A 13,600-nucleotide genomic window follows, 5' to 3' on the forward strand; every position below is an offset into this window, starting at 1 on the left:
AAGTAGCTGTTGTCGGGATCTCCATTCTTAACCGGAGGGAGTGGTAGAATTTCTTTCCGAAGCATTTTCTCACCAAATCAGTCACCAAAAATGTCGACTCCTCGATATTTTTTCAAAACCTTCCAGTATATCGCCAAAACAAATTGTTATCCGCATACCAAGCCGCTCCAAAGCTACTAATTTTATGACAGTTATGACCCAATCCATATGTTATTTGTATAACATGCACCTGTTCTTCCACCCTAACAGCCATTTGGAGAAAGGTTTAGCTTTGGATATAATCGGTTAGATTCGTCCTATACTCATACATAATTCATTAAAGGCAAGGAGGGCTATTGTGGCTCAGGTAACAGAGAAAGAAACTATCGGTTCACTTATCAAAAAAGGCAACAAATCGTCAGCGATCGCCATGATCGGCAACGCCATTATCGCCCTGTTCAAAGGCGGGGCTTTTCTGTTCAGCGGCAGCGGTGCCATGTTCGCTTCGGCGATGCATTCCCTGGCAGATGCGGTAAACCAGGGGTTTGTATTTGTCGGCAGTATTCTTTCGGAGAAGAAACCGACTCCGCGGTTCCCAACCGGATTTGGCCGGGTAATTAATATCTTCTGTATGATCGCGGTGATCGTGGTCACGATTATGGCTTATGAGACAATTCATGAAGGCATTCATCTGCTCCAACATCCAGCTGCTTCATCGAGTGGTGCGTGGCTGAATATTGTGGTGCTGATCATCAATATTCTCGTCGACGGCATGATTCTGATCAAAGCCATGAAAGAGATTATTCATGAATCACGTGCTCCCGAAGCACATGGATTCGGCATTGTCAGCAGTGCATTCCGTAATGTAGGTCGTGCTGCACCGCCGACACGTCTTGTATTCTATGAAGATATTGTCGCTGTGCTGGGTGCTCTGCTGGCACTGATCTCGGTGGTTGTGATCTCACTGACCAACTTTGCACTACTGGATGGTGTCGTAACCCTGCTGATCGGCTGCCTGATGATCGCAGTCGCTTTCCGGGTGGGTTATGACAATATGATCGGTCTGATCGGAGTTGCGGCTCCACAGGATGTAGCAGATAAAGTAACGGCTACCATCTTCGCAGACAGCCATGTAGCGGATATCCAGTCGCTGCGCATTATCCAGGAAGGGCGCTATTATCATGTGGATGGCGTTATCGAACTGATCAAAGGTCTGACACTGGCCGATGCGGATGATATCAAGCTGCGGGTACAGCAGTCACTGCTGGTGAATCCGGATATCGCGGATGCAGCACTCAGTATTATTGAAGATGATAGTATACAGAGCTGGAAAGCAGGCAAGACCGAGACTGAAACTCAATAAACAGACTATACTCGTAATCAAATAAGCTGCAGTGTCTATTAGAGACGCTGCAGCTTATTTTTACGGGTTGGCAGGTGCTTCGCGGTAGTAGCTGGCGATCATATCCAGCTCCTTCGACTTCACGATACGGAAGGGATAAATGTAACCCTGCCGCGTCTTTGTTCTTCCTTTGGCCCAGATATCGATCCCGCTGGTGAACAGGTACGCCTGATAAATGAACTTGGAGCAATAATTGCGCTGAACATTATCCAGACCGGTATGGAGCCGGTAAGCTGTCACCTGCCGATAATGCTCCTGCGCCCAGCGAGCCGCCTGCTCTCCTGCCTCTGGCTGCCTGGAGCGGAATACGACGAACCGGTCACCTACATAAAAGCGCTTGATATACCATTCTACCGTGTCCGAGAATACCGGGCCAAACGGATGCACATGATATACACGTCCATCCAGTCCAAGTATGCCCATATGTCCGGCGTAATAAGTCGATTCAGAGCTGGGGGTGTAAATAATATCGCCTGGCAGTAGCGGTGTCTCTCGGATACGGGAGACCGGAAGATCGTGCTGCTGACGCCGAACAGCAGCGCGGCGGCGCGGCACCTCTACCAATGTACGATGCAATACTCCGCCTACAGCCAGGTAGATCTCTGCCCACTTGATCCGGTTATCATGATCTTTATCAAATAATCGTCGTCCCAGGGATTGTATAGGTTGATACCATTTTCTCATGCTGCACCTCGAATGTATGGATACAGGATAACTGGATAGGCAAACCAACCGTACGGCTTCAACTATCGCAGTCATCCCTGCTTTTCTTTTTTTTAAATTCACTTTAGTGGAATCTTTGCTGGCTCTCTCTTCTTATACCCGGCTGTGCGGCTCCCTTTACCATCTCGTCTTTATATGTTGTAATTAGAAACAATATATTCCAAATAATAGTTAGGGAGGCTGGGCAGTATGCATGTTATCGATCTTCATTGTGATGCATTATATAAGATATGGGAATCCGGCGGCAAGCTTCACTATACAGATGCGCCAGAATTGGAGACCAATCGTAATCGTCTGCTGGAGGGACAGGTACGTCTGCAGGGATATGCTGTATTCGTAGATCCTGAGCTGCCGGATCCGCTAAAGTTCCAGTCCTGTCTGGATCAGATCCATTATTTCTATGCCGAAGTACTGGAAAAGCATCCAGAAATCCTACATATCACCGACTGGAGCCAGATTGCCAGATTACAGCCTGGTCAGATCGGTGCATTACTAACACTCGAAGGTGTAGATCCGATCGGTAATGATCTGCACAAAATGCACCTGCTCTACCGGCTCGGCGTGCGTTCCGTAGGACTTACCTGGAATTATGCCAATCTGGCAGCAGATGGCGCACTGGAACCACGTGGAGCGGGACTGACGACTTTTGGCAGGGAACTGGTCACCATGTACAACAAATATAATATGCTAACCGATGTGAGTCATCTGTGCGAGCGTGCTTTCTGGGATGTTATCGAAATCGCCGATCACCCTATCGCCAGTCACTCCAATGCACGCGCCCTGCTCGATCATCCACGCAATCTGACCGATGAACAGGCGCTGGCTATGTTTGGTCGGCAGGCAATGGTGCATGTTGTGTACTGTCCCTACTTTGTACAGGATACCGAGATTGTCACTATTTCGCAGCTGATTACACATATCGATCATTTCTGTGCACTGGGCGGGGTACAGCATATCGGTCTGGGTTCGGATTTTGACGGGATCTACACACATATTCAGGGACTGGAGCATGCAGGTCAGACGCAGCGCTTGATTGATGAGCTGCTCAAACATTATACGGAAGAACAGGTGCGAGGGTTCGCCCACGAGAACTTTATCAGACATTTGCCCATGTCTGTCTAGCAGGAATGCCTTTGGGCAGGTGCGTACTGTCCGATAGACAGGGAAAACAGATACGATGATATAGACAGAAGATGCCAAAGAAAGCCTGATCGGTCAGCACTTCTGACGTTCAGGCTTTCTTTGGTATAGGCTCGCAGTAAGCTTTACTTTAATGTACTTGTGATGTTGGTACACCTACCGTCTGGGCAGCTCGTTCATTCTTGATAATCTATCGTCATTTACAGGCAGTCACATAAACGCACGGATAAAATAAAATACCGGAATCGCCACGACATAAAAAGCAGCCCGCTGAATTCGCTGTTCGCGTGGAATGGTGAGCAGGCTAATGATAATCCCCGCAGCCAGCAGTACAACACCTGTCATCACTGCCATCCGTGTCTGGAAAATAATATAGACTGCCAGAGCAGCAAAGATAAGCAGCGAACCTACCCATTTGTTAACGCTTGCATTCATTGTGTTCATTGAATACACCTCAAGTCAAAAGGATTAGGGATCAAGGCGGTCCACTGCGTTCCCGGAGTGTCTCACCGAAAGCAGAAAGTAGTCAGGCAACCTGCCAAATAAGTGGATAAAATCCTGTATTGTGTAAAAGGAGATCAGCGTAATGTAAAACGAGGATGTTTCTATTATGTATTTCAACCAAAATCACAGGTTTCTATCAAACAATATACATATTCAGCAAAAAAATATATAAATAGCCCCGGCTGGAGTAAATCTATCTGTTTTATGACAGGCTAAAATATTATTTTTCTCCAAAACCGAACCTTTTTCGCATAGCGGACCAATATAGAGTATACATATCAGGAGGTGAGCACGACGATGAATGAACTGGAATTGCAGGATTGCCTGCATCAGATGGAACAGGGAGACCGTGACGCATTTCGTACATTTTATGCGACATACAAAGATTACATTTACCGAACCGTGCTGCTGCTGGTAAATCGGCGCGAAGATGCTGCTGACGTAGTAAGTGAAGTATACATGGCCCTTTTCCGGTCGCTGCAGAACTATAATACAGACAAACCTTTTCAGAAATGGTTGAATGGTCTGATCGTCGCCCAGACCTCCAACTGGAATCGCAAATTGTGGCGCCGCTTCCGGCTCCATTTACGAACAACTGCCTACCATGAGGATGAACCTATAACACAAAGCGGTGCAGAGACAACCGTGATCCGGCAGGAGAGCGAACATGAGCTGCTCAGCCTGGTTCAAGAGCTGCCATCCAAACTAAGAAGTGTTGTAATCATGCGTTACTATCAAGAGTATTCTTTCCAGGAAGTTGCGGATGTGCTGGATATCCCGCTCGGTACAGCCAAATCCAGACACCATCAAGCTATAGCCAGATTGCGCAAAGATCCTGACAAACTGAAACAGTTGACCCGATACTATACGGAAAGAGGGGAATCCCTATGAATAAGGAACAGCAGAATACACGGCTGGAGCAGCATTTGCAGACGGTTCTGTCCGGCAATGTGCATACGATAACTGCTCCACCAGAAATGGATGCAGGGATTGAGCAGCTGTTTGATCAGTACGCCGCCAAGCGGCAAAAGCAGACCCGCTCCCGCAAATATACCTCTGCAGCCAAAGTTCGCAAACCACGCGGGCGGTATTACCAGTGGCAGATGGCTGTACTGCTAGTCCTTGGCATCACTGTGCTGGGCGGTGGCACCTATGCAGCGAACATGGCTTATTCCATCACAACCGGCAATTCTATTATTTCCTACAAGATCGATGACTTGGAACCCATTACGCCAGAACAGACTAACGATATTCGAAAGATTGTTAGTGAAGTGCGCTCCCAGCTGGCTCCCGGGCAATCGGCTTATGTATACAGCAGCAAATTTAACGCTATGGCTTATATGGGGTCGACGGTTATCGTTAATCAGCCGCATAAATTCTCGGAAATTGACAGCTGGTACCCAGCCATACAACCTATCACAGGACCTGTTGCTACCCCGAGCTATGTACCGGAGGGATACAAGTTCGCTTATGGTCTGGATAAATACTATATAAGCGGGGCCTATGTGAATGACAAGAAAAAGCAGGTACATCTGATCACGAATCTGCTGGAAAACAAGGCAGCTCATCCACTGCGAGATTATGCCTGGACACCAGTACCTCCGGAAGATGATACAGATCGTTCTTTGCAATCACCTATGTTGATTTATAGTTCACCATCAGGTAAAACCATTCAGCTCTCTTACTTTTCCATGATTCATTCTGACAGTAATAATATATCTTTTGAGAACTCCAAAGATTCCAGTCTGTCCATAGTACATTCCAGCAAAGGCAAAATGTTCTACAGTACAACGCCGAATCAATCTCTGGAATTCTCTGCCAACCCGGAACCGGGACTTGCCCAATATTTGAACTGGGCATCCCAGCCGGATGATCAAGGCAAGGTGCATACGACATTCAACCTGACGACAGATGACCCGTCCCTATCGAAGGAAGAACTGATCAAAATGGCGGAAGGTCTGAAATAATCCATGTAAAAGAAAAACCAAGTTCACAGTTTGCGGATACTGTGGACTTGGTTTTTGTCATGCAAAAGTGTGAATATGTATCTGTCGCCAGATGCTTTGTTGTCTTTCTTACTTTCGGTACTGATAGGTGATAAGCGCTGGAGAGGAGTGAAAAGGAAGCATAGTCAGCAGATCCATTCTCTTGGGATCTGTATTGTCTACCTCCATCTCGGCGCATACATAGCCCTGCTGCCAGGCATGATGCAGCTGCTGCTGAACAAGAGAGAACCTCAATCCATTAACATCCCCCTGATCGGACCATCCCAGTTCTACACAGTTCTCTTCTTCTGATTCATGCATCAAAGCATAACCCCTTATCTCATCCCTGTGCGGACTATAAGCAATATAACTTCCTTCTTGTATGATATCGTCTGCCTGCAGCAGCTCTGTCCACTTTCGGATATCCAGAGGAGCTGGTAGATTAACCGTATGTACCCTTCTGTAGTCATCATATACCCTCTGTGCCAGACGAGAATAATCCGGGTCATGTTGTTGCCAATCCCGGAGATTCAGGATAGAAAGCGCCTTGTAATGCTTGGTATATTCTATTGGCGGTATAGTCTGTATTGCCTCCTGTATATCAAGAGTCGAAGTGTAAGTACGTCTGACCTCCGTGAATTGGCGGCTCTTATAAAATTCAGGCTCTGGATCGCTATCTTGCTGGATCGACACTTGCAGATAGGATTTGGCAGATCGCTTTATAGCTTCATCCAGCAGCAGACCTGCTGCCTGGTCATTCCGATCTTCCGGATCAAGGATAAGCGTAATATAGTCGGCATAGGGATGAATGGAATTATGCCAACTTATCAATAAGCTATTTATTTGGTGCTCTGAACAGGTATAGATTGCATAATTTCTCCGGGATGAATCCTTCAGCATATTTTGCCTGTACAAAGTGCCTGTTTTATGAAGAAAAGATTTTACTTTAGCCCATTGATAAGAATGGTATTCCTGAACTTTATTTGCTTGCATATGTAATTCACGCCTTTTTCTCTATAATAGAATGCCAAGCAATGATATGCCAAAAACAATCCCTTTATGTTGGACAATAAGGGATTGTTTTTGGTGTTCAACTTTATAGGTCAGTGTACGATTACATTTATCACATTTGCCGTTAACCTTATAAGCATGATTCGGTCAGCTGGCTACCCGGCTTATTGCTCGCCCGGATACTTCAGTCCCCACTGGCTGCGGACTTTGTCCAATAGGCGCATAATATCCAGGGATTCTTCCAGTGGGATTACATCGCTTTCCAGCTTGCCTTCGCGAATCAGCTTGCCGACTTCTTCGGCTTCAAAAGCATAACCTTCGGCATCGCGGTCGTCGTTGAATGTCTCCACTTCTTCTCCACCTACAAACAGCGACGCTGACGCGCCGAACAGGAATTGCGGCAGATAGATATAACCTTCTGTACCATGCACGTACGCTTCATTTGGGAAGCCGAGACGAACAGCACCGTTTAGTGTCGCGGCACGGCCGCCTTCGTAACCAAGCAGGATCGAGAACTGCTCATCTACTCCGGTCTCACCAATATGTGCCGTACTGAATACTTCGGTAGGCTTGGCGCCCAGTACCATCGAGGCAAATGAAACCGGATAAATTCCGGCATCCAGCAGCGCCCCGCCACCGAGTTCGGGATTGAGCAGACGACTCTCCGGGTCCCAGCCAATCCGGAAGCCAAAGTCCGCTTTGACCAGACGTACTTCACCGATCTTGCCATCACGGATCCACTCGCGTGCGCGACGGATCGGCGGCAGGAAACGAGTCCACATTCCTTCCATCAGGAACAGCTTTTTCTCTCTTGCCAGAGCGATGACTTCTTCCAGTTCACCCGCATTGATGGTAAAAGGTTTCTCGCACAGTACATGCTTGCCTGCATTCAAGGCATCCAGCACGTTCTGCTTATGTAATGGATGTGGCGTTCCTACATAGATAACATCCACTTCCGGGTCCTGCAGCATTTTATCATAGCTGTCGTACGCGTTGGGGATATTGTATTTGCCGGCAAATGCATCGGCGCTTTCCTGGCTGCGAGAGCTAACGGCATAAGCGACGCCATTGCTGCTGTGCGGCAGGTCAGCCACGAATTTATTGGAGATACCGCCTGTGCCGATAATACCCCATTTGATCTTGTTTTCGGTTGATTGGGACATATGAATACTCTCCTCCTTGGAACCGGATGCCGCTATATTTCAGCATCTGATTGTATACGTTGCAGGCTGGTTACCTGCTAGATTGTATTTCACCAATACCTATCTACATTAAGCGTAAAGTTTTTGGATGGATACGTATATCAATATTCTGATAATTTGTATTAAATATTTGTTATCCGGTTGTCACTTTTTCCCATGTGGAGAGGGAGATGCGTGAATACCATCGTATATATGGACGATTCGGCTAGAGTACTAGGAGGAGGGTGTTAGCACTTGGGAATGGGGGCTTTATGTAGGTTAAGCAGAGTAGGTCGCTTCGGTCGCTTCAGCATTTATCTGCTTGGGAATTCATCCACTCCAGAAAGGAATAAGAGCCTGTCCTCCGGTTAAGCCTGGAGATCCTGAATGGGAAACAGTCACAGGGGATCTCCAGGCTTAAAGGTCGTCCTGGCTCTTATTTCCTTTCTTCCGTTTGTGCAATTGCATACTTTAGTCGGCGCTTATTTGTTAATGGTTGTTTTATAATGGGCTTTTTATTAATTTCGTTGTGATTGTTATTATTTTTGCTATTACTCTTGCTTTTACTCTTATTGCTGTTGTTATTGCTTATATGGCTCTTGCTTGCTGTATATGTAATGGCTGGACGGGAATAGAAGTTTGAACATGCAGCACATGAGCATTTCTTGGACTTTTCCACGGAAAGAACGGAATGTTAACTGCGTTCCTTGAACTGGCCGGCAGTGATCTGCAAGTTCATATAGGCACCGGTATCATTGGTTACATAGACTCTCCAATTACCACCGATGTCTCCAGCAGGTGTGGAATGAAAGGTACGGGTTAATTTCGCTTTGCTGGCCAGCTTGATATAGCCAAAGTCATTGTCATTTTGTGAGACTTTGAATAGCACAGGAGATGTTCCCTTGTTAGTCACTGTGACATCGATCGCGTTGCCATTTTGGGTAGTACAGGTAAATGTACCGGTATAGCTTCCTGTCCCGAAGTGACTGCTTTCCTCTATTAACACTGGTTGGTAAGGAGTTGGTACATCATGATGCAATGATGGTATTTCGGTAGCTGCCGGGCTTGCAGATACTGTTTGTGGCAAGTGCACCGGGTCGTTCTTGTCTATAGATACGACGGTATGACTACGAGATGAGAACTGTGGGTAGAGCAGTAAAATAAGCAGCACAGCAGCTGCTGCAGTCGAAGCAATAATCACTAATTTCTTCACATGTCTGTCTCCTTTATGCAGCGTCTAAAATGAAATACAAGATATTGCCATTTAGTCAAATTCTGATTATACGGGCATCAATTGGCGATGTCAAAGCACATGGGAATACTTGACGCTTGCAAGGCTTCATTATATAACAAAATCGGCAGACCGCCTCTTGCTCGCGGTCTACCGAATATGGTGTTCGTGTTATTGCTGCACTTTCTCGCGGTCTTTACCTTTGTCGGCTTCACCGGCATTACGGGTAGCGGCATCGCGATCCTGCTGCATCTCTTCGACTGTTTTTACTTTGAGACGAGCAGCACCTTCGTACTCTCTAGTCGGGATTAGATTGCCTGCGGACTGACGCTGTTTGGCGGCTGCAATAGCTTCACCATATTGGGGCAGCCAGGCTTCACCGGCGACGAGCATCTCGTCGACCATCTGCCAGATCTCCGGCGGGTTACATACAGCGCCGACAAGCGGGTCCATGAGAAAAGCCTGACGCAGCAGTTGATCATCTCCCTGTACAGCCGCTTCAACCGCCAGCCGCTGCACGGAGATACTGACATTACACACAGCTGCAGGACCAAGCGGCAGCTTGCCGACATGTGGTATGGAGATGCCATTACGATCGACATAACCCGGCGCTTCGATAACTGCATCGTCCGGCAGATTGGCGATAATACCATTATTGATCACATTAAAATGTCCACGGTATACGCGTCCGGTCTCCAGTCCTTCGATAATATACGAACCATGCTCTTCACTGCGCTCTTCTGGAACAAATCGTTTGGGCTCTTCTTTCATCCAATTGGGAAAATCGGTCTCAAACCAGTTCCGTCCCTCGGTACATACCCGCAGGTAGCCTCCGGTCTCGCCATTGATCCAGTTATTCAGATCGATCCAGTCGCCAATCTCCTCTGGACGCTTGCGGTACCATGGCACATATTCACTTAGATGCCCATTGGATTCGGTACTGTAATAGCCGAATCGTCGCAGCATATCGATCCGTACTTTCTCGGTACGGCTGTATTCCGGATGTTTTTCAAAAGCTTCCAGCAGACCGGCTGTCAGATCCTCGCCTTTATGCGTCGCCTGGATATACCAGGTCTGGTGATTGATACCCGCGCAGATGATATCCACGTCCTTTTTGTCCAGACCGTACACTTCGGCAATCTGATGGTGACCATGCTGTACACCATGACATAATCCCACAGTGTTCACTCCGCCGTACACATTGCATGCCCAGGTCAGCATCGCCATCGGATTGGAATAGTTAAGCAGTAGTACATCTTCTGCAGCCACTTCGCGAATATCCCGGCAGATATTCAGCATCTCGGCGATACCGCGCTGACCGTACATAATGCCGCCGGCAGAGAGCGTGTCCCCTACACACTGATCTACTCCGTATTTGAGCGGAATATCCACATCGGTTGCAAAAGCTTCCAGCCCGCCGACTCGAATGGTACAGATGACGTATTTGGCATCTTGGAGTGCTTCACGCCGATCCGTGGTGGACTGAATTGTAATAGATAGTCCATTTTCACGAATATCCCGCTGGCACAGCTCGGTCACCATCTCCAGATTATGCTGGCTGATATCCGTAAAGGCGATCTCAATATCGCTGAACTCTGACACAGTGAGCAGATCGCGCAGCAATCCGCGGGTAAAACCGATACTGCCTGCACCGACAAAAGCAACTTTGAATGACATGATATACCCTCCATTTTCATCTTCGAATACATGCTGACTTGGCTTGTTTATATTCTACTTTTGATCAGGAAGTAAGCGTTATCAATATCATGACCGTTTTGGAATAAAGGTGTCAAAAATCCTAACCTTTATTCCTGGTCAGCTGTAGATACATCGTTGGAGTGTTCGGTTATCAGTCATCGGAACTAGCGTAATCCCTCACAAATCGATCGGATTGATTGCGATAATCGGCAGGTGTAGAGCCGGTATGCTTTTTGAACAATAGGTGAAAATACTGACGGCTCGCAATGCCTACGTAGTCGGCAATTTCCGGGATCGGAATATCGGTCTGGCTGAGCAGCATCATCGCCTTGTCCATGCGAAGATCGTTCAGATAGGCAGTCGGGGTAATTTGCATATGCTTTTTGAAAATACGATGCAGATAACCGGGATGCACATTCACTGCAGCAGCGATCTGATCCATCCGGATCGAACGATCGTAATTCTGGTGCATAAACTGAATGCTGCGCCGGACATACGATTCGCTCTGCGGCAGACTGCTCAGCTGCGTCTCTGCATATAGACGGGCGATACGTACGAGTAGCTGGGCAAACAGCAGATCACCCAGCATCGGAGATGGCCGCTGCTGATCCAGCTCCAGTACAAGTGATTTGAGTGTGTAATAGACTTCTTCGGGATCAGATAGTACATAATAGTCTTTTGGTTCCAGGAGCAGCGCAGACAGCTCCTTTTCTTCATGGATCATGTCATTCAGCAGCGAAGAATCACTGTCGGAAGACACAAGACCAAATTCAATATTTAGCATCCGGCAGGTGGAATCCGGCGGGACAATCAGCCGATGCGGGACACTGGCATCAATCACGATGAATTGCCCTTTGTGAAGGTGCACCGATTCCGATTGTATCCAGCTCTTCTCTGCTGGCTTGGATTTCTGTTGATACACAGGCGGATGTTCAATCTGAAGCTCAATCCGGCAGCTTCCCGAGATCATATACATGATTTCGGTCGAAGGATGCTGATGATAGGCCATCTCGTAATTGGTCCACTGCTTGTAATAATACGCCTGAAAATGAGGACGATAGCTACTACTGACGATGTCACCGCGGTATAACGTACCAATCCGCCCAGACAGCTGAACCGGATCAGCAGCGTTATTCGCTACCTTATCATCCTTCCAGAATAGAGACTTCGAGGCTGTATGACCTCCACTGATTTCCGGCATTTCGGGTACAGCAGAATTTCCATTACGCTTCCGTGCAGCAAGGCGTGGATTGTGCTGCTTTATGCTCTGAGCAGGATTGTCGTGCTTGTTCCGCTTTGCGTGATCGATATCAGAACCATCATTTTTCGGCTTATTCATCGTATGGCCTCCCTTCTCTATCTGCTATTGGATTGTCTCACTCTCCTGCTGTTATTGATCTATATATGTATACCATATATCTTTGCTGCTTTCTCTCCGCTACGCATTGCTCTACGAAATAGATATTTCTAATGTGCCATCCCAATTGACCATGTTGCAACTTTATAAGCATTCTTTCGTCCATATAATTGTAAAACATATAATATTTACCTTGTATAATGAAAGGATTTGTCATCATGAACAAAAAAATATGGATCACTCTGGCTCTTTCCTCTGCACTATTACTGCCGATATCTCCAGCTTCTGTACAGGCAGCCAGCTCCCCACAGCTCATTCTTCATTATGCCGGGGGTGGTTATACCAGTGAAATTTCGGAGACTCTTCTCGTTCGTAACGGGGTCAACTATGTGAATATCGGCTATTACCCCAGTTCGCTGGGACTGGAACTCAAAATAGATGCTTCCGGCAAGCGCGCTTCTTATAACGGCTGGAATAAGAAATTCGCGGTTCGTGATGGTAGCAAAGCCGCCATGTTGGATGGCAAAATTGTAACTATGCAAGCACCGGCTCTCATTCGCAAAGACAAGAAAACGGATACTTCTTCCATCTATGTTCCTTTGCGGTTCGCCGCGCAGGCACTGGACGGCAAGCTGGTTAGTCCCAATGCTCAGCATAATACTTATCAGATCAACGATATGCATACCTATGAGGTCATTACGGATGTATACAAAGGAACTACCTATACCCTGACCAAGCTGAACGGCGACCTGTACGCCAGTCGGGGCAAACAAGATCCGGTCAAACTGGCTTCTATTCAGACGGGGTTAGATTCCACAGGTATGGAATTTCGCTCTACGCCGGGCGGTCTGCTGCTGATCACGGTCAATGATTCGTATGGAGAGCCTCATATTAACAGCCAGCAGTTCCAACTGCTGTTCAGAGATGGCAAGCTGGTCCGGCAGACAAGTGTTGATTACGGTTGGGGACGCAGCAATACAGTGAATAGCTATGATAACAAGCTCGTCATGAACGATGGCACGAATCTTCGTATTATCGAAGATGGTACTGGCAAAGTATTGCAAACCCTGAACCTCGTAGAACTGGCTGGTAAAGGCAAAGATCAGAAATACAGTGTGGAAGCGATCGATCAGGATATGCTGTTGATTCGCAATGCGCGAGATCACCAACTTCAGCTAATCAACCGGAAGAATGGAAATAGTGTGCTGTTGTATCAGCAGTTCCTAACTCACGAACAACAGCAGAGCGTTGAAGAAGATATAGGACCAATGAGCGGTGGCGACCGGATCGACTTCACCAAGCGTGTGGGCAGTACCCTATACTTTACTTACGCTGATTTTGATAAAGGAACCGTAAATGCCACATACAATCTGGATAACCTGGATTGAT

General features: G+C 47.2%; 12 protein-coding genes. 5 read left to right on the plus strand and 7 right to left on the minus strand.

The features are described from left to right. Positions 1–337 precede the first annotated feature (337 nt). Entirely contained in the window at positions 338–1,342 is a 1,005-nt protein-coding gene (locus WH46_RS20750; protein WP_046228187.1) for a cation diffusion facilitator family transporter, read from the plus strand. A 60-nt stretch (positions 1,343–1,402) separates the two neighbouring features. Here the strand turns inward: WH46_RS20750 and WH46_RS20755 are convergent, their stop codons facing one another. Then, positions 1,403–2,065 (minus strand): C40 family peptidase, encoded by a 663-nt coding sequence (locus WH46_RS20755; RefSeq protein WP_046228188.1) that lies wholly within the window; start codon positions 2,063–2,065, stop codon positions 1,403–1,405. Positions 2,066–2,293: 228 nt separating this feature from the next. On the opposite strand from WH46_RS20755, the gene WH46_RS20760 reads away from it, so the two are divergent. After that, positions 2,294–3,226: a dipeptidase gene (locus WH46_RS20760; RefSeq protein ID WP_046228189.1), complete on the plus strand. Its 933-nt coding sequence runs from the start codon at positions 2,294–2,296 to the stop codon at positions 3,224–3,226. 228 nt (positions 3,227–3,454) lie between these two features. On the opposite strand, the gene WH46_RS20765 is transcribed toward WH46_RS20760, so the two are convergent. Beyond that, on the minus strand, positions 3,455–3,688 hold the full coding sequence (locus WH46_RS20765; RefSeq protein ID WP_046228190.1) for a hypothetical protein: 234 nt from the start codon (positions 3,686–3,688) through the stop codon (positions 3,455–3,457). 357 nt (positions 3,689–4,045) lie between these two features. On the opposite strand from WH46_RS20765, the gene WH46_RS20770 reads away from it, so the two are divergent. Together WH46_RS20770 and WH46_RS20775 are read left to right on the plus strand one after the other, a co-directional pair. Next, the gene (locus WH46_RS20770) at positions 4,046–4,639 is read left to right on the plus strand and encodes a sigma-70 family RNA polymerase sigma factor (RefSeq protein WP_046228191.1); all 594 of its coding nucleotides are present in this window, start codon (positions 4,046–4,048) and stop codon (positions 4,637–4,639) included. Further along, positions 4,636–5,715: a hypothetical protein gene (locus WH46_RS20775; protein ID WP_046228192.1), complete on the plus strand. Its 1,080-nt coding sequence runs from the start codon at positions 4,636–4,638 to the stop codon at positions 5,713–5,715. The genes WH46_RS20770 and WH46_RS20775 overlap by 4 nt, the downstream gene beginning before the upstream one ends. Positions 5,716–5,823: 108 nt before the next feature. On the opposite strand, the gene WH46_RS20780 is transcribed toward WH46_RS20775, so the two are convergent. From WH46_RS20780 to WH46_RS20800, 5 genes are all read right to left on the minus strand, one after another. Further along, positions 5,824–6,564, minus strand: a complete 741-nt coding sequence (locus tag WH46_RS20780; protein ID WP_156172326.1) for a hypothetical protein — start codon at positions 6,562–6,564, stop codon at positions 5,824–5,826. 344 nt (positions 6,565–6,908) lie between these two features. After that, on the minus strand, positions 6,909–7,907 hold the full coding sequence (locus tag WH46_RS20785; RefSeq protein WP_017811656.1) for a Gfo/Idh/MocA family protein: 999 nt from the start codon (positions 7,905–7,907) through the stop codon (positions 6,909–6,911). 712 nt (positions 7,908–8,619) lie between these two features. After that, positions 8,620–9,138 carry a hypothetical protein gene (locus WH46_RS20790; RefSeq protein ID WP_046228194.1) on the minus strand — a complete coding sequence of 173 codons (519 nt, stop codon included), beginning with the start codon at positions 9,136–9,138 and terminating at the stop codon, positions 8,620–8,622. Between the two features lie 189 nt (positions 9,139–9,327). Further along, the gene (melA, locus tag WH46_RS20795; protein WP_046228195.1) at positions 9,328–10,833 is read right to left on the minus strand and encodes an alpha-glucosidase/alpha-galactosidase; all 1,506 of its coding nucleotides are present in this window, start codon (positions 10,831–10,833) and stop codon (positions 9,328–9,330) included. Positions 10,834–11,005: 172 nt separating this feature from the next. Continuing rightward, complete coding sequence (locus WH46_RS20800; protein WP_231584394.1) at positions 11,006–12,193, minus strand: helix-turn-helix transcriptional regulator; 1,188 nt, start codon at positions 12,191–12,193, stop codon at positions 11,006–11,008. Between the two features lie 236 nt (positions 12,194–12,429). Here WH46_RS20800 and WH46_RS20810 point away from each other — a divergent pair, with 236 nt between their 5' ends. Further along, positions 12,430–13,599 (plus strand): copper amine oxidase N-terminal domain-containing protein, encoded by a 1,170-nt coding sequence (locus WH46_RS20810; protein WP_046228196.1) that lies wholly within the window; start codon positions 12,430–12,432, stop codon positions 13,597–13,599. Position 13,600: the final 1 nt, after the last annotated feature.

Source organism: Paenibacillus dauci (genome assembly GCF_000971985.1).
Classification (GTDB): Bacteria; Bacillota; Bacilli; order Paenibacillales; family Paenibacillaceae; genus Saccharibacillus; species Saccharibacillus dauci.